The organism is Bacillus sp. A015 (genome assembly GCF_053851875.1).
Window position 1 is genome coordinate 77384 of sequence record NZ_JBSPZB010000004.1, and the last position, 17768, is coordinate 95151.

General features: G+C 41.4%; 16 protein-coding genes. 13 read left to right on the forward strand and 3 right to left on the reverse strand.

What is annotated here, in order from left to right:
• The first annotated feature begins 59 nt into the window (after positions 1 to 59).
• The gene (locus tag ACSLGF_RS04920; protein ID WP_456003038.1) at positions 60 to 1235 is read left to right on the forward strand and encodes a MalY/PatB family protein; all 1176 of its coding nucleotides are present in this window, start codon (positions 60 to 62) and stop codon (positions 1233 to 1235) included.
• 132 nt (positions 1236 to 1367) lie between these two features.
• Positions 1368 to 2660 carry an ATP-binding protein gene (locus ACSLGF_RS04925; RefSeq protein ID WP_456003040.1) on the forward strand — a complete coding sequence of 431 codons (1293 nt, stop codon included), beginning with the start codon at positions 1368 to 1370 and terminating at the stop codon, positions 2658 to 2660.
• Here ACSLGF_RS04925 and ACSLGF_RS04930 read toward each other — a convergent pair whose 3' ends face one another.
• Positions 2661 to 2840 (reverse strand): hypothetical protein, encoded by a 180-nt coding sequence (locus tag ACSLGF_RS04930; RefSeq protein WP_034317217.1) that lies wholly within the window; start codon positions 2838 to 2840, stop codon positions 2661 to 2663. It abuts the gene before it with no gap.
• A gap of 91 nt (positions 2841 to 2931) precedes the next feature.
• Between ACSLGF_RS04930 and ACSLGF_RS04935 the strand changes: the two genes are divergently transcribed.
• Positions 2932 to 3324, forward strand: a complete 393-nt coding sequence (locus ACSLGF_RS04935; protein WP_456003042.1) for a kinase-associated lipoprotein B — start codon at positions 2932 to 2934, stop codon at positions 3322 to 3324.
• Here ACSLGF_RS04935 and kapD read toward each other — a convergent pair.
• Entirely contained in the window at positions 3321 to 3938 is a 618-nt protein-coding gene (kapD, locus tag ACSLGF_RS04940; RefSeq protein ID WP_456003044.1) for a 3'-5' exonuclease KapD, read from the reverse strand. The genes ACSLGF_RS04935 and kapD overlap by 4 nt on opposite strands.
• 218 nt (positions 3939 to 4156) lie before the next feature.
• Between kapD and ACSLGF_RS04945 the strand changes: the two genes are divergently transcribed.
• The 3 genes from ACSLGF_RS04945 (at position 4157) to ACSLGF_RS04955 (ending at position 7774) form a co-directional block, all read left to right on the forward strand.
• Positions 4157 to 5335, forward strand: coding sequence for an MFS transporter (locus ACSLGF_RS04945; protein WP_456003271.1), 1179 nt, complete (start codon positions 4157 to 4159; stop codon positions 5333 to 5335).
• A gap of 108 nt (positions 5336 to 5443) precedes the next feature.
• Positions 5444 to 7345: a transglycosylase domain-containing protein gene (locus ACSLGF_RS04950; protein ID WP_456003046.1), complete on the forward strand. Its 1902-nt coding sequence runs from the start codon at positions 5444 to 5446 to the stop codon at positions 7343 to 7345.
• A gap of 18 nt (positions 7346 to 7363) precedes the next feature.
• The gene (locus ACSLGF_RS04955; RefSeq protein ID WP_456003048.1) at positions 7364 to 7774 is read left to right on the forward strand and encodes a thiol-disulfide oxidoreductase DCC family protein; all 411 of its coding nucleotides are present in this window, start codon (positions 7364 to 7366) and stop codon (positions 7772 to 7774) included.
• Between the two features lie 239 nt (positions 7775 to 8013).
• Here ACSLGF_RS04955 and ACSLGF_RS04960 read toward each other — a convergent pair whose 3' ends face one another.
• The gene (locus ACSLGF_RS04960; protein ID WP_099727102.1) at positions 8014 to 8571 is read right to left on the reverse strand and encodes a YufK family protein; all 558 of its coding nucleotides are present in this window, start codon (positions 8569 to 8571) and stop codon (positions 8014 to 8016) included.
• A gap of 185 nt (positions 8572 to 8756) precedes the next feature.
• Between ACSLGF_RS04960 and malK the strand changes: the two genes are divergently transcribed.
• The 7 genes from malK to ACSLGF_RS04995 all read left to right on the forward strand — a co-directional run bounded on the left by malK (position 8757) and on the right by ACSLGF_RS04995 (position 17738).
• Positions 8757 to 10355 (forward strand): malate sensor histidine kinase MalK, encoded by a 1599-nt coding sequence (gene malK, locus ACSLGF_RS04965; RefSeq protein WP_456003050.1) that lies wholly within the window; start codon positions 8757 to 8759, stop codon positions 10353 to 10355.
• Complete coding sequence (locus tag ACSLGF_RS04970) at positions 10348 to 11055, forward strand: response regulator (RefSeq protein ID WP_456003052.1); 708 nt, start codon at positions 10348 to 10350, stop codon at positions 11053 to 11055. Before malK ends, ACSLGF_RS04970 begins: the two co-directional genes overlap by 8 nt.
• A gap of 393 nt (positions 11056 to 11448) precedes the next feature.
• A complete protein-coding gene (locus tag ACSLGF_RS04975; RefSeq protein WP_456003054.1) occupies positions 11449 to 12531 on the forward strand; it encodes a BMP family lipoprotein in 1083 nt (360 codons plus the stop codon).
• A 159-nt stretch (positions 12532 to 12690) separates the two neighbouring features.
• Positions 12691 to 14226: an ABC transporter ATP-binding protein gene (locus ACSLGF_RS04980; protein WP_456003056.1), complete on the forward strand. Its 1536-nt coding sequence runs from the start codon at positions 12691 to 12693 to the stop codon at positions 14224 to 14226.
• Positions 14219 to 15265, forward strand: a complete 1047-nt coding sequence (locus ACSLGF_RS04985; protein WP_456003058.1) for an ABC transporter permease — start codon at positions 14219 to 14221, stop codon at positions 15263 to 15265. The genes ACSLGF_RS04980 and ACSLGF_RS04985 overlap by 8 nt, the downstream gene beginning before the upstream one ends.
• Complete coding sequence (locus ACSLGF_RS04990; protein ID WP_456003060.1) at positions 15266 to 16225, forward strand: ABC transporter permease; 960 nt, start codon at positions 15266 to 15268, stop codon at positions 16223 to 16225. It begins immediately after the preceding gene.
• Positions 16226 to 16400: 175 nt separating this feature from the next.
• On the forward strand, positions 16401 to 17738 hold the full coding sequence (locus tag ACSLGF_RS04995) for a 2-hydroxycarboxylate transporter family protein (RefSeq protein WP_456003062.1): 1338 nt from the start codon (positions 16401 to 16403) through the stop codon (positions 17736 to 17738).
• Positions 17739 to 17768 lie beyond the last annotated feature (30 nt).

Consider the following 17768-nt stretch of genomic DNA (forward strand, 5'->3'; position numbering starts at 1 on the left):
TTGTGATGTTTATTTTAGCACAACCAACAATGGTTGAAAAACGGCTAGAGGTGGTTTTCATGAATTTCGACGAACAGATCATACGTAAAGGTTCAAAATCAGTGAAATGGGATCAAGCAGAGTCTTTGTTCCTTACAACAGATGCACTGCCGATGTGGGTGGCAGATATGGATTTTAAAGCGCCCCAGGTCGTCCTTGATGCATTAAAAGAACGATTAGATCACGGCGTATTTGGCTATGCATTTCAGGATCAGGATACGCAGCAGGCAGTGGCTGACTGGCTCAAAAGAAGACATGGATGGACGATTCAGACAGATGCTGTCACCTTCACACCAGGTATCGTGACGGCACTTAGTTTTGCTGTCCAAGCCTTTACAGCACCGAATGATGAAGTGGTCATTCAGTCTCCAGTGTATACGCCTTTTTATCAAATGATTGAAAGAAATGGACGTACTGTCTCAACCAATCCTTTAAAAATAGAAAACAGCCGCTACATGATGGATTTTGATGATTTAGAGAAAAAACTGAGCAGACCACAAGCGAAGCTGATGTTCCTTTGTCATCCGCATAATCCTTCTGGGAGAGCGTGGTCAAAAGACGAATTAAAACGAGTGGGAGACTTATGTGTGCAGCATGGTGTCACAGTCGTTTCAGATGAGATTCATTCTGATCTGATGCTTTCCGGGAAGCCGCATGTGCCTTTCGCTAGTCTTTCTGACAACATAGCAAATATCACAGTGACCTGTATTGCGCCGAGTAAAACATTTAATTTAGCTGGGCTTCAGGCATCTGCCATTATCATTTCTGATGAAGAAAAAAGAACCCTTTTTACCAATGAATTGCAAAGAAACGGGCTGGCCAAACTGAATGCATTTGCCATTCCTGCGATGGAAGCGGCATATCGCCTGGGAGATGAATGGCTTGATTCACTTGTTCTTTATCTCGAAAACAATATGAAGATTGCGATGGACTATATTGACGAACATCTTCCGAATATGCGTTATATGAAACCAGATGCTTCTTATTTATTGTGGCTGGACATTCGTGATTATCAATTGACTCAAGCGGAATTGAAACGGAATTTGCTGAAAAAGGGGAAAGTCATACTAGAGCTTGGACATGTTTATGGGCATGAAGGAGACGGCTTTATTCGGATGAATCTCGGCTGTCCTGCACTAACGGTGAAAGAAGGTTTAAAACGCCTTCATCAAGCGTTCACTCTATCAGCCACATAAGACCAGTTATACAAAAGAACATCCTAGCGGGTGTTCTTTTTAAAGAAAAAAACCCTTCTTTTATCATATCTACTTTGTACATGAAATGATATAATGAGAGGAATGACAATTATTTACGAGGAGAGCATTTAAATGGAAATGTTCAAGGATTTTCTGCTCCATGTATCTTTTATTCTATTTCCAATCTTTTTATATCATGCGCTATGGCTAAGCCGGACCCCTGCTCATTTCCCAAAAAGGAATAAACTGCTCATCACAATATTTGCATCCATCTCTTCAGCACTATGTATTATGTATCCAGTTGGTTCGATTTTAGATTTGCAGACTGGGCTTCAATCGATTCCCCTTGTACTTGCCATTTTATACGGAGGGTATACTGCTGGAATCGTCGCTATCTTGTTTAGCTCCATTGTCAAATTCGTGATGTATGGCTCTTTCTTATGGGTTGGACTCATCGTTGTACCGATTTACTTTTTCATCCCTTTCCTGTTCTACAAGAAATGGCGTCAATATTCGAAGATGAAAAAGCTGTTATACGGAGTACTCATTGGTCTATCCAAAGGAATCTTCATTTACATTGGACTGTTTGTGGTCAGCTTAATGGAATATAGCCCAGCTTTTATTATGCAGCAAAAGTTCCTTGAGTTATTTTTCTCAACTCTTTACTACATATTCTTTCTTGTGCTAAGTATCTATTCCATTGAATTCGTCAAAGAAAATGCGCAAATGAGAACACAGCTCGTCCAGTCAGAAAAACTGACCATTGTGAGTGAACTCGCTGCAAGTGTCGCCCATGAAGTACGCAATCCGCTTACAGTTGTGAGAGGGTTTATTCAATTGCTTTTTTCTAGTGACAATGCAAAAGAACCGTCGACCAATAAAGATTATAAAAACCTCGTTCTGTCCGAGTTAGATCGCGCGCAGGACATTATTACAAGTTATCTTGATATTGCAAAACAAAACTATTATCAAATTGAATCTCTCAATCTGTCTAAATTACTTGAGGAATGTGCATCACTGATGACATCCTATGCGAATTTTAAATCGGTCACGATTCATCAATCCATTGAACCAGACTTATACATTCAAGGTGATGAAACGAAGATCAAACAAGTCATGATTAATTTAATCAAAAATGCGATTGAAGCAGCCCCCGATCACGAAGGGAAAATTGAACTTTTTGCTTCAAAAGAAAATCATAAAATATGCCTTTATTTCGTTGATAACGGTGTAGGCATGACAGAAAGCCAAATGAAAAAGCTTGGCGAACCATATTACACCTTGAAAAATAAAGGGACTGGACTTGGGCTGACAGTGACTTTTTCTATCATAGAAAATCACCATGGAACCATTCGTTTCAAAAGCTCGCTGCAGTCTGGTACAACAGTCACCGTGAAGTTTCCTGAAGACACAAGGAGAAAATGATCAATCCATTTTTTTTGTCCTTTTTTCGTCTATCTGCTCCTGCTTCTTAGACGCACGAACGATCAGACGAAAGCAAATAAATGCAGCAATAAAGAAAAGCACCGTGGTGATTGCCGCTGGGATGTACTCCCTTTTATCTTCAGGAAAATACAGTAGAAAGAGTGCGATGAACGACATCATTCGCCATTCCCCCCTTTTGCTCGTTTACTTCACTATATTGGCTAAAAGAAAGGAAATACCTTCCCGCGAGAAGGAAATGGAGGAATTTCACATGACAGACATTCAAATTGGACAAGTTGTGAAAGGTTTTTACAAAACAGGTGTTTACGTTGGGGAAGTGACCGCAGTTAAACCATCGACCTATCTCGTTCAAGTAAAAGCGGTTCTGACACATCCCACTCAAGGCGACTTGCATCATCCTAAAGAAGCAGACGTGCCTTTTTTTCAGGAGAGGCGAGCTTTGGCCCATAGAGAACAGACGAATATCCCTCATCATATGGTGAAGCCTTACGATGACAACATACCCGATTATCAATTGTCACTGAAAGAAGCCGTAGACAAATTGAAAAAAGCGCTTAGTGCGGATGATTCCAAATGGGCTGAAAAATCAAGAGCGTGCCTATCTTCTCTTGAAAAAGATTATTTTCCAGAAGACGCCCGCTAATCAGTCGAATCAAAAAAGTGAGAGAAATCGATGAGTTCACCAATTTTGGTTGTTTGCGGATTTTCCACATAGGCTCTGTCTTTTTCAAAAAGGGTTAACAGCTGATAAGTGGTCATGGCATCATCGAGTGCTTTATGATGCTTACCAGCCCCTTCACTGCCGTACTCCTTTGCTGCTTTTCGCAGCCCTGTAAGTGTTCTATCACCAAAAAAGGTTTTATATTCAAAAGCGAGGTCCCGCAGCTTTCCTTTAAAAGGAAAGGCAATGTGATTGAGCATACAGTTTTGCTTCAATACCTTCATGTCCATATTTCCCCACGTGATAATTTCACAGTCTTCACCCCCATCAAGTGACACGAGCTTCTCGATCAACGCCTCAAATGAAATCCCGCTCTCTACATCCTGCTGCGTAATTCCGAGAAAAGTTTTACAACGCTTTGTCAGCTTTGGGAACTTTTTCGGTTTGACGTAGCTTGAGAAGGTGTCTATGATCGTTTCACTTGTTGCTTTCACTACCCCAGCCTCAATAATTTCAGGGAAAAAATTTTGCGGATGATATTTTCCATCAGGCATCGTAAATTCAAAATCGACCACAAGCAGCGTCTTCTGTTCCACCAGTCTCACCCCACTTTCTCGTCTGTTTTTCATCCTGATATCATTATATTAAGACGGATCTTGAAATCACTTCATTTTCTTGAAAATAATGCAGATTCACTATGCCCAACCTATTCATCAGATGAAAGATCGTTTATTTTCCTTTATAATTATTAAGGAACACGAAATAAATAAAGAAGGTGGTCTCTATCACAAACAGGAAAAAAAACTTGTACATCATGTGGTTTGTGAACTTTTTTGTATCTGCCAGCATTACAATGATCGTCCCTTTTTTATCACTTTACATAGAATCTCTTGATAGCAGCTATTCGAATGAATTTGTCCAAAGATGGAGCGGCTATGTCTTTGGGGTCACGTTTTTAACGGCCTTTCTGATTTCTCCAATTTGGGGACGGATTGGTGACAGGCACGGCTATAAAAAGATTTTGCTGATTAACGGCATTGGGATTGCCACAAGTATTCTATTAATGGGGCTTGTTCAAACCGTTTATCAGCTATTCGCACTGCGGCTCTTCATGGGGCTTGTAACAGGCTTTATCTCTACTTCAATGGCGCTGATTTCTGCTCAGACTGAAAAGGCAACTGCCGGTAAAACATTAGGAACCATGCAGATGAGTAATGTCGCCGGAGGATTGTTCGGTCCATTAATGGGCGGACTCATGGCAGACAGCGTTGGCTTCATTTATACGTTTTTCTTAACAGCCGCTGTCATTTATGTGTCTGCTATTGTCATTATCTTCGGTGTGAAGGAACAGCCGATTCGGTCAAAAGAAGCAAAGCGCGTTTCTTACTCACGAAAAGATGTCATCGTTCATATTTTCAAACAGCCTTTGCTTGTGGTCACGATGCTTTTAACGTTTATTACGCAAGTGGGGAACTTTAGTATTCAGCCACTTTTAGCTTTATACATTCATGATTTGCATGGCCCAGTCAATCTCGCCTTTTATGCAGGACTGGCGTTTTCTGCAACAGGACTTGGAAATTTGCTGTTTACGCGAAAATGGGGAGATCTTGGAGATCGAATCGGACACGATAAGGTGCTGCTTGCCCTTCTCATCCTCTCCTCTATTTTATTCATCCCGCAAGCAATGGCGGATTCCTACGTGATGTTAGTCATTTTCCGTTTTCTGTACGGGATGGCACTAGGCGGGATTATTCCGTGTACGACGGCGTATATTCGAATCAAAGCACCTGCCTCCATGCAAGGGGAAGTGCTCGGATACAATGTCAGCTTCCGATTTCTCGGGAATGTCGTCGGTCCAGTCATTGGCGGCATTGTAGCGAGCCATTACGGGATTCCAGCTGTCTTTTATGTGACCGCCGTCATTTTTCTTTTTGGCGCGTTATTTTTATGGGTGGTTCGCTCACACTCAAAGGCAAAAGAAAGGAGTGTCTGATCCATCATCAAATACTCTTTTTTCATGTCTAGATGCCTTCTCTACTAGACTTCACGCCCGTTCTTTTCTAAAAATAACCTTCTCGTATTCGCAAAAGAATGGTACGATATGGCTAGAAATCTGAAGAAAGTGAGTGACCTCATGTTTCGTGCAATCATTGGTTGGTTATTACTTGCTGCCCTCATCCCACTATTTGTTCTGACTTTTTATCTATCAAAGGAAGAAGCTGCAAGTGTAAAGCCTGTTAACGAAGTGCTTGATCAAAAAATCAAGCTGGAAAAGATAGATTTTTCCCAAAACAGTTATATGTATGATCGGGATGGTTCTCTTATCTCCGAGATCGTATCGAACGATGAGAACCGAGTTTTCGTGAAATACGATAAAATCCCTGATCCTGTGAAGGAGCTGTTCCTCCGCTCAGAGGACCGCAACTTTTATGACCATAAAGGCATTGACTTTATGGGAGTTGTTCGCGCCCTTGCCGCAAATGTCAAAAACCATGGCATTAGCCAAGGAGCCAGTACCATCACACAGCAGTTATCCCGCAACTTATATTTAAGCCATGAACGTTCGTTCAGCCGAAAGTTTACAGAGCTGCTCTATTCCTATGAACTAGAGCGTAAATTCACTAAAGATGAAATTCTCGAAAGCTATTTAAATACGATTTATTTCAGTAATGGTGTTTACGGTGTGGGTTCTGCGGCTAATTACTATTTTGATAAGCCGCTTAGTTCTTTGTCGCTGGCACAGATGGCATTTATCTCTGCTATTCCAAACAACCCAACGCTGTATGACCCATTGAAACAATTCAAACACACAAAGAAACGCCAAGAACGGCTGCTCGGTATTTTGAAAAAAGATGGCGTCATCACCAAGAAGCAATACAAAAAAGCCGTCAAAGAAAAAATCAGCCTGTCCTTAAGTGAAAAGAAAAATCTTTACCCTGACTATGTGACATATGCCAATGAGGAATTTACCGATCTTGTGTCTGATCAGGAAGGCTTTACAAAACGATTGAAGAAGGCCAAAACAGCAGGAGCGAAAAAAGCCATTCAAAAAGAATTATCTGAAAAGGTCAGTGCCCTGCTCCAGGATGGCGTGAAGATTTATACAGCACTTGATCCTTCCTTACAGCAAAGAGCGGTCTATCAGCTCAATGCTCAATTGCCTTATCAAGGTGTGGAAGGCGGATCAGCAGTCATTAACCATGAAACCCATCAAATTGTTGCACTTGCTGGCGGGAAAAACTACAAAAAGTTTGATTTCAACTACGCCTATCAAGCGCAAAGACAGCCCGGTTCTGCGATTAAGCCGCTTTTAGACTATGGTCCTTATATTGATCAAACCGGGGCAACGGCTTCAAGCACCATCAGTGCCGGCAAATTTTGCAGCAGCGGATACTGTCCGCAGAACTATAATCATAAAACGTATGGAACGGTCACACTTGAAACAGCTTTTAAGAATTCTTACAATACCCCTGCAATCCGAATGCTGGATACAGTCGGTGTCAAAAAAGGCTTCAGCTATTTAGAGAAGTTCTCATTCGAACATATTGTAGCGGATGATTATCGCCTTCCTTCTGCACTTGGAGGATTTACGAAAGGCTTCTCACCGCTAGAAATAACAGATGCGTATACCGTCTTTGGCAATCAAGGTGCCTACACGCAAAGTCATTCAATCACAAAGGTGACAGACTTAAACGGCAAAACCCTTTACAAATGGAAGGAATCGCCGAAGCAAGTGTATTCTCAGCGTACAAATGAAACGATGCGCAAACTGCTTACCTCCGTTGTGAAAAGTGGAACAGGGAAAAAAGCGAATTTCAATTCCCCTTACATCGGTGGTAAAACGGGGACATCCAATGACTACAAAGACATTTGGTTTGTTGGGCTGACGGATCAATACACAATGGGTGTATGGGTCGGAAGAGATAGAGGAACGGTTGAATCCATTTATAGCTCAAGCCCGCACTTACGTATTTGGAAAAATACGATGCAATACGCCAGATAAACAGGAGGTTTGATTGCGATGCATTCAACACATCCACCCCATTTAATTTTATTTGACGGTGTCTGCAACGTATGCAGCGGCGCTGTTCAGTTTGTGATTAAGCGCGATCCGAATGAGCGGATGATGTTTGCTTCTTTACAATCAGATACAGGACAGCGAATTTTACAAGAACATGGTTTGCCTTTAGATGAGTTCAATTCATTTATTTATATTGAGGAAGGCACTCTTTATACAAAGTCGACAGGCATTTTAAAAGCCACGCGGCATTTAAAAGGGATATACAGATGGAGCTCTATCCTTCTTGCCATTCCGCGCCCAATCCGTGATTGGTTTTATCAGCTGATTGCGAAAAACCGCTACAAATGGTTTGGGCAAAAAACATCCTGTATGATGCCTACACCCGATATTCAAAAACGGTTTCTTTCATAAAAAAGCATCCTCCATCATTGGAGGATGCTCAGATTGTTGACAAAGGGCTAAAATGATCTTTATTTTAGCCCTTTGTCTTCTTTTCAGCGTGACCTGAAAACCTTTGCAGTCTAGGAAGGACGAGTACTGGAGCGAATTTGACATTCGTGAGCACCGGCACGCAGGACTGACACCGAATGCGAGGGTTTGTCTACACGCTGAGCATCCTCCATCATCGGAGGATGCTTTCTTTCGTCTGTTTAAGCAGGCAGACTCGCCATCACACTGTTATAAAGCTTAATAAATAAGTACAAAATGCCGATCAAAAACGTGGCCCAAAATAGCAAAATAAACATCATAAATCCAATTAAATTCAGCATAGAGAGCGATTGATAAATGCGTACAATAACCCAGATAAAATAGACAAGACTTGCTAAAACAAAAAGTCCCACAAGCAGAATAAGCTGCTGCGTCAAGAGAAATGCAAGTAAGCTGGCAAACAAATAAACAACGGATGCAATCCTAATTTTCTTTAAGTTCTCCCCTTCAGGATCCTTTGCGAAAAAGAGTAAAGCCAACTCTAAAACCGTATCTGCAATCAGTTTTAAAGCAGATAAGATCATAAAATAAATAAGTGCACATGCGGCAAAGAGAGCAAGACGAATGCCCTGTTCTGAAAAGAACTCCAGCATTCCTTTTAAAATACCTGCCTGAGTCAAGAAATCAGTGATGATGCCTACTGTGAAAATCGAAAAAGCAGAGCTGAATAGTAAAATAGAAATCAGCGGAAAATATCCAGTCAAATATGTATTTTTCATAAATAGTTCCTTTCTCATAAGCTCACATTTATTATGGCTCACTTAAAACGGATTGACAAGATACTTTCAACGTAAAATGGGAACAACATCAAATTTGTGATTTTGCACGTACATTCCTTCACAAACTTACATTTTCCCGTTAAAGTATTACTATTACGAAAAAATCGTGCGTTAGGGGTATACTCGTGAAAAAAACTTTAAGACTGCAAACACGGCTGACGATCTTTGTCTGTATCGTTGTCCTGATCTCCCTTTGTATCACATTCTTTACGATATGGTCGGAAACAGCCAAGAACATTCATCAGAAGGAACGTGACATTGCCCTCTCCACTGCCAAAATGGTCGCAGAGGCACCGATCACAGCGAAATCATTAGAAAATCATTCATACTCAGCACTGCGTGAATATACAACAAGTGTTCAGCAAATCACCAAAACCGAATTTGTTGTCGTCATGGACATGAATGGCATCCGCAAAACACATCCGAATCCGCAAAAGATCGGGAAGCGGTTTGCTGGCGGTGATGAAAAACCGGCATTACGGGGTAAAGAACATATTAGCACGGCTTCTGGCACACTTGGCAGATCCATGCGTGCTTTTGTTCCTGTTTATGATCAAAACGGAAAGCAGCTCGGGGCTGTGGCAGTAGGGATTACGTTAAAGGAAATTGACTTGATTATTCATCAAAGCTTACTCCCGCTCTACTTCGTCACATCACTTAGCCTTCTATCTGGTATTATCGGTGCACTCATTGTTGCACGAAAAGTGAAGAAGATTATGTTTGGACTGGAGCCAGATGAAATCGCCACATTATTAAAAGAACGAAGCGCCATGCTAGAATCAACAAAAGAAGGAATTCTTGCCGTTGATCAGCACGGTAAGATCAAGCTGGCCAATCTAGAAGCCAAACGCCTCTTTCATAATATGGGCATTCAAGTTGACCCTAGAGAACAAGATGTTCAGACTCTCCTCCCTTCAAGCGGCTTAAAGCAAGTGATTGAAACACGCAAGCCGCTGCTTGATCGTGACGTGAGAATGAATGGACTGGAACTTGTCTTTAACGAAGTGCCGATTACGGTAAAAGGTGAGATTGTTGGGGCGATTGCTACCTTCCGTGACAAAACAGAAGTCAAACACCTCGCTGAGCAGCTAAGCGGCGTCAAGATGTATGCCAATGCCCTTCGTGCCCAGTCACACGAATTTATGAACAAGCTTCATGTGATTTTAGGATTGGTCCAGCTCAAAAATTACGATGACCTTGGCACCTATATCAAAGAGATTGCGATTTATCAGCAAACAGAAACAAATGAAATCATCAACCATGTGAAAAACTCTGTCTTAGCAGGATTTTTACTAGGAAAACAAAGCTACATCAGGGAACAAGGCGCTACCTTAGAAGTCATTTGCAGCACACAAGTCCCAAACACAGAGGACCCAGCAGTGACGCATGATCTCATTACCGTTATCGGCAACTTGTTAAATAACGCACTCGATGCTGTTTCTCATACAGAAATCAGAAACATCTCGATCTCATTCCGATACGTCCAGGAGCAGCTTCATATTGAAATCACAGACACAGGTGCCGGTCTGACAAAAGAAGAACAGAACATCATGTTTGATCAAGGCTTTTCAACAAAAGGAGAAGACAGAGGCTTCGGGCTCTACTTCGTTGACCAAAGCATCAAAAAATTGAACGGACATATGATTGTCACGAGTGAAAAAGGAGAAGGAACGACCTTTAGTCTCCGCATTCCGTATAAACAAAAGGAGGATTCACATGATTAATGTGTTAATAGTAGAAGATGATCCAATGGTTGGGGAGCTAAACAAACGCTACTTGAGTCAAATAGATGGCTTTGAGTTAAAGGGGATCGCCACCTCCTTTCAGAAGGCACTAGAATTATTAAAAACAGAAGTCATTCATCTTGTACTGCTCGATATTTATATGCCTGGACAAAATGGGCTGGCGCTATTATCAGAAATTCGTCAGCAAAATCATTCCGTTGATGTCATCGTCATTTCTGCTGCGAATGAAGTCAACGTTGTGCAGCAAACGATGCGAAACGGAGCCGTTGATTATTTAATCAAGCCCTTTGAGTTCGAACGATTCCAATCAGCTTTGGCAGAGTATAAAAGAAAACACGCCTTGTACCAATCGATGAACAGCATCTCGCAAAATGATTTAGATGCGAAGCTCTTTCATAAAAAAGCAGAGGCAGAAAAAGTCCTTCTGCCAAAAGGCCTGACCAAAAGCACCCTCAAACTTATCTGGACAAGCATTCAATCATTTAGTCAGCAGGCTTTCACGACCGAAGACCTAGCCAATCATACAGAAATCTCTCAAGTCTCAATTAGAAAATACTTGAAATTCCTTGAGGACATCGAAGTAGTTGATGTGGAAATGGCGTACGGGACAATTGGACGTCCTGTTTTCCAATATAAACTCAATACAAGCAATATGAATTTGATCCAGCAATATCTATAATTTGACGCATCTGACCTTTCACAAAGGCCAGATGTTTTTTATGGCATGCGATGTAACAAACCCCTTGATATCAGTAGTTCCACTGTAATAGACCACATTGCAAAAGCGGCATTATATCATATTTCAGTCTATAAAAAGACATCGAATGAAGCCTTTTAACATTTTTTTAAAAATAAAACAAATTTCTATTTATTTATTCGATCGGAAATGATAAATTATGATTGATTAGTTCAACGAGATATAAGTCTGATGTCTTACATCTTCTCTCCTTCGCTCCATAAGTTTCATGAGAAATCAGGATAAAATACCCTTTTCACAAGGAAGAGAAGATAGAGGTCGGCCATTTTTCGCGAGACTTTTCTGAAACTTTTAAATTTTATAGGGGGTTATGTTTTGAAGAAGCGCAAAATTGGACTAGCATTGTCCTTCGTCGTAGCAGCAGGAACCATCCTTGGAGCATGCGGCAACTCTGGCTCAAACAGCGGTGAAAGCAAAAAAGATAAAGATCAATTCACTGTTGCAATGGTAACTGACGTCGGTGGTGTCGATGACAAATCATTTAACCAATCAGCTTGGGAAGGTCTCCAAGCATTTGGGAAAGACAACAATTTAACAAAAGGTAAAAACGGTTTTGATTACTTACAATCTAAATCAGATGCTGACTATACAACAAACTTAAACACACTTGCTCGTGAGAAATTCGACCTCATTTATGGAATTGGTTTCTTAATGCAAGATTCTATTAGTGAAATCGCAGAACAACGTAAAAATAATCACTTTGGCATCGTTGATGCAGTAGTAAAAAAAGACAACGTAGCAAGCATTATGTTTAACGAAAACGAAGGATCATTCCTTGTTGGTGTTGCAGCTGCTCTTTCTACAAAGTCGAACAAAATCGGTTTTGTTGGCGGCGTTGACTCTGAATTAATCAGAAAATTCGAAGTTGGATTCCGTGCAGGCGTTGAAGCAGCTAACCCGAAAGCAAAAGTTGAAGTGAAATATGCTGGTGCATTCGACAAAGCAGACATCGGTAAAGCAACAGCTGAAAGTATGTACAAATCTGGCGTCGACATCATTTATCATGCAGCTGGCGGCACTGGAACTGGTGTCTTCACAGAAGCGAAAAACCTGAAAAAAGCTGATCCTAACCGTAAAGTTTGGGTCATCGGTGTAGATAAAGACCAGTATGACGAAGGAAAAGTACCTGGAACAAAGCAAAGTGTCACCCTTACTTCTATGATTAAGAAAGTAGACACAGCGGTACAAGACTTAACGACGAAAGCAAAAGAAGGTAAATTCCCTGGCGGCGAAGTGATCACATACGGTCTGAAAGAAGGCGGCGTTGACATCTCTCCATCTCAGGACAACCTTGACAAAGATGTATTGAAGAAAGTAGAAGAATGGAAACAAAAGATCATCAAGGGCGAAGTCAAAATCCCTGCAACACGTGATGAACTAAAAGATTTTAAAGCTTAATTTGAGCATCGGGATAAGCGCGCCTTATCCCCTTACCTCTCCTTTACCTCCTCTTTATTCGTAAAAGGTGGTAAAAGAAAAGCTGCAGCCTTGTTTTGCAGCTTTTCTTTTGCTAGTTTTTATCTTCATCAGCACCCTAAAAAAGGAGCGGTTAAACCTGTGGATTATGTCATTGAAATGTTGAATATACGCAAAGAATTCCCTGGCATTGTAGCAAACGACAATATTACGCTGCAGCTAAAAAAGGGCGAAATTCATGCGCTGCTTGGTGAAAACGGCGCTGGAAAATCAACGCTTATGAACGTGCTTTTCGGACTATATCAGCCTGAAAAAGGTGAAATCAAGGTACACGGAAAACCTGTTACCATCTCTAGTCCAAATGATGCAAGTGATTTAGGCATCGGAATGGTGCATCAGCACTTTATGCTTATCGATACATTCACTGTTGCTGAAAACATCATTTTAGGGAAAGAGCCAAAGAAGTTTGGAAAGATTGATAAAGAACAAGCCATACAGCAAGTGCAAGAGCTTTCTGACCGCTATGGTTTGAAAATAGACCCTGCCGCAAAAGTATCTGACATCTCTGTTGGAATGCAGCAGCGTACAGAAATCTTAAAGACACTTTACCGCGGCGCTGACATTTTGATCTTCGACGAACCAACAGCCGTCTTAACACCTCAAGAAATAAAAGAACTCATACAAATTATGAAAAATTTAATCAATGAAGGCAAATCCATTATTTTAATTACCCACAAGCTGAAAGAAATTATGGATGCCTGTCATCGCGTCACCATTATTCGAAAAGGCCAGGGCATTCGTACACTTGATGTGGAAAGCACCAATAAAGACGAGCTTGCAAGCTTAATGGTCGGCAGGGAAGTTTCATTTAAAACAGACAAAAAAGCAGCCTCTCCTGCTGAGGAAGTGCTTCAAATTCAAGATCTGACTGTAAAAGACGCACGAGGCATCGAAGCAGTCAAACATCTGAGCCTCTCAGTGAAGGCTGGCGAAATTGTTGGAATTGCTGGGGTAGACGGCAATGGTCAAACTGAATTAATTGAAGCCATCACAGGTCTGAAAAAATCAGAATCTGGCACGATCATGCTAAACGGGAAAGCCATTCAAAACCTCCCGCCTCGTAAGGTCACCGAATCTGGTATTGGACATATTCCTCAAGACCGTCATAAGCACGGACTTGTTCTCGATTTTTCAATTGGAGAAAATATTTCCTTGCAGACATATTATCAGCGTCCTTACTCGAAGTTTGGCTTAATGAATATGAAAAACATTTATCAAAAAGCAAAACGAATCATGACTGAATATGACGTACGGACACCGAGTGAATATACAGAAGCACGAGCCCTGTCAGGCGGTAACCAGCAAAAAGCCATTATCGGCCGTGAAGTTGACCGAAATCCTGATTTGTTAATTGCCGCTCAGCCGACACGAGGACTTGATGTTGGTGCGATTGAATTTGTTCATAAGCGTCTCATTGAACAAAGAGACACAGGCAAAGCCGTTTTGCTCATCTCCTTTGAGCTTGATGAAATTATCAATGTCAGTGATAAGATTGCTGTGATTTTCGAAGGCAGCATAATTGCCATTGTTGATCCAAAAGAAACAACCGAGCAGGAGCTTGGTCTATTAATGGCTGGAAGTACGCAACAGGAAGTGGGGAAAGAAGCAAATGTCTAATCGCTTAACAAATCTGCTGATTCCGCTTATAGCCATTGTACTTGGTCTTTTCGTTGGGGCCATTATTATGCTTGCAAGCGGCTATAGTGTCATCGAAGGCTATGGCGCCCTTTGGAATGGCGTCTTCGGTGAAACATATTATATGGGAGAAACCATCAGACAAGTTACACCTTATATTTTATCAGGACTTGCTGTTGCCTTTGCATTTCGGACAGGCCTCTTTAATATCGGGGTAGAAGGGCAAATGCTCATTGGCTGGGTAGCTGCTGTATGGATCGGAACAACCGTCCATGCACCTGCCTATATCCACCTGCCTCTCGCACTCATCACGGCTGCTGCCGCAGGTGCATTATGGGGCTTTATTCCCGGGTTTTTAAAGGCTCGTTTTTATGTTCATGAAGTCATTGTCACTATCATGATGAACTATATCGCTCTTCATGTGACGAACTATTTGATCTCTAATGTCTTAACAAGCAATAAAGATAAAACAGAAAAAATTGATGCCACTGCATCGCTTCGCTCTGGATTTTTTGAGCAAATGACCGATTTCTCACGAATGCATAACGGTATTTTTGTTGCCATTATTGCTGCGGTCGTGATGTGGGTCATTATTCAAAAAACCTCTAAAGGATTTGAATTACGTGCTGTTGGGATGAATCAGCAGGCATCACATTATGCCGGCATGAACGTTCGCCGCAATATCATTTATGCCATGCTCATTTCAGGTGCATTTGCAGGGCTTGCAGGCGCTATGGAAGGGCTTGGCACGTTTGAATATGCCTCCATTAAAGGCTCGTTTACTGGCGTAGGTTTTGATGGAATCGCCGTCGCTTTATTAGGCGGAAATACAGCCATTGGTGTCGTTCTTGCTGCACTATTACTTGGTGGATTGAAGGTCGGTGCTTTAAATATGCCGCTTGAATCTGGCGTACCGACTGAGGTCGTTGATATTGTCATTGCGATCATTATTCTTTTCGTCGCCTCAAGCTATATTATCCGTCTTGTCATTCAACAAATGAAGAAAAAGGGGGGAAAATAAGTGGGATTTCTACAAATTCTTGAAATCATCGTCCCAGCTACACTTGTTTATGCTGCACCACTTATTTTAACCGCTCTTGGAGGCGTCTTTTCAGAAAGATCAGGTGTTGTGAATATCGGTCTTGAAGGTTTGATGGTCGTCGGAGCATTTTCCAGTATTATCTTTAACTTATTTTTTGCTGATACGTTTGGGGCCTTGACCCCGTGGTTTGGGCTTCTCGTCGGAATGGTCATTGGCGGATTGTTCTCACTTATTCACGCTGTTGCGACCATTACGTTTAGAGCAGATCAAACGGTTAGTGGTGTTGCCATTAACATGCTTGCGCTTGGCGCTACACTGTTTGTCGTGAAACTCATTTACGGAAAAGCACAAACTGATAAAATTACAGAGCCTTTCTATAAAGGAGATATTCCCCTTTTAAGTGATATTCCGATTATTGGTGATATCTTCTTTAAAGATGTCTATTATACATCCATACTTGCATTAGTTCTTGCGGTTGTTGCTTGGTTCGTTTTATTTAAAATGCCGTTTGGTCTTCGTCTCCGTGCAGTTGGTGAGCATCCAATGGCTGCTGATACAATGGGGATCAAAGTGTACCGGATGCGCTATATTGGCGTCTTCATTAGTGGTCTGTTTGGCGGTCTTGGCGGGGCTGTTTATGCTTCAACCATCGCGCTTGATTTCTCACATGCGACCATTACTGGTCAAGGATTCATCGCTTTAGCTGCGCTTGTATTCGGTAAATGGCATCCATTCGGCGCAATGGGCGCTGCTTTATTCTTTGGATTTGCACAAAGTTTAAGCATCATCGGCTCTCTCTTACCGCTGTTTCAAGATATACCGAACGTGTACATGCTCATTGCCCCATATGTGCTTACGATCCTAGCACTTACTGGCTTCATCGGACGTGCAGATGCACCGAAAGCACTTGGCACACCTTATTTAAAAGGAAAACGATAAATACGATGTATGATCAATCCCCTGAAGGACAAACTATCTTCAGGGATTTTTGTATGATAAAAACGATAAAACCTCCTGTTTATTTTACTTTTATTACACTTAATTTAGTTTAATAAATAGAAGAGTGTCATTGAATCTTCTACAATTGAGACAAATAGCATTTGGGGGTGTTTATGTGGCTAATGCACAACAATTGAAATCGATTACAAATGATTCTGACAATAATAAAAGCGTTTTCCGAAAGATCATGTCTTGGAAAATTGGTGTTATTGATCTTCCTGTGTATTTAGTACTTGCAGCGATTATTTTAACTGCCGCTTATTTTAATAAAATTCCAGCAAATATGCTCGGTGGTTTCGCTGTTATTATGATTTTAGGGATTTTCCTTGGAGATGTAGGACAACGTATTCCAATCTTAAAAGATATTGGTGGACCAGCGATTCTTTCTTTATTCGTACCATCGTTCCTGGTCTTTTTTCATGTTCTGAATCCGAACTCGTTGGAAGCGGTTACGTCTCTTATGAAAACGTCTAACTTCCTTTACTTCTATATTTCTGCTCTTGTAGTAGGTAGTATTCTTGGGATGCAGCGAACTGTTTTAGTACAAGGCCTTATTCGTATGTTTGTTCCTCTTGTTGCAGGTACAATTGCAGCTGTGAGTGCCGGAATTCTTGTTGGTCTTTTAGTTGGTTACACACCGCATCATTCGTTCTTCTTTATCATTGTACCGATTATTGCCGGTGGTGTTGGAGAAGGGATTTTGCCATTATCTATTGCTTATTCACAAATTCTTGGTGTATCAGCAGAGTCATTAATTTCTCAATTAATTCCTGCTGCTGTTATTGGGAATGTCATTGCCATTATCTGTGCTGGCGCAATGAAGAAGCTTGGTGAAAAACGTCCTGAACTTAACGGGAATGGCCGTCTTGTAAAATCGAAAGAAGCAAACGAAATTTTTGAGCAGCCAGATATGGACGCAAAAGTTGATTTCGGTTTAATGGGTGCAGGTGTACTCGTTGCTTGTACAACCTTCATCTTTGGTGGTTTGTTAGAAAGCTTTGTTCATATTCCAGGTCCAATCTTAATGATTGTTCTTGCAGCATTAATCAAATACTTAAATGTGATGCCTCAGCATCTTCAAAATGGCTCACAGCAGTTCTACAAGTTTGTTTCAAGAAGCTTCACATGGCCTCTTATGGTTGGTCTTGGCATTCTGTACATTCCGCTTGATGATGTAGCAACTGTGATCTCTATTCCATTTGTATGCGTATGTATCGCTGTTGTACTTGCAATGGTTGGTTCTGGTTACTTCGTTGGGAAATTAATGAACATGTATCCAGTAGAATCTGCGATTGTGACTGGCTGCCACAGTGGACTAGGCGGTACTGGTGACGTTGCGATCCTTTCAGCTTCTGGAAGAATGGGTCTTATGCCTTTCGCACAAGTATCTACACGTCTTGGCGGAGCAGCAACTGTTATTTGCGCAACGATCTTACTTAGAATGTTTACTTAAGAAATACAACTTAAAAAGCATGGGCTCTCA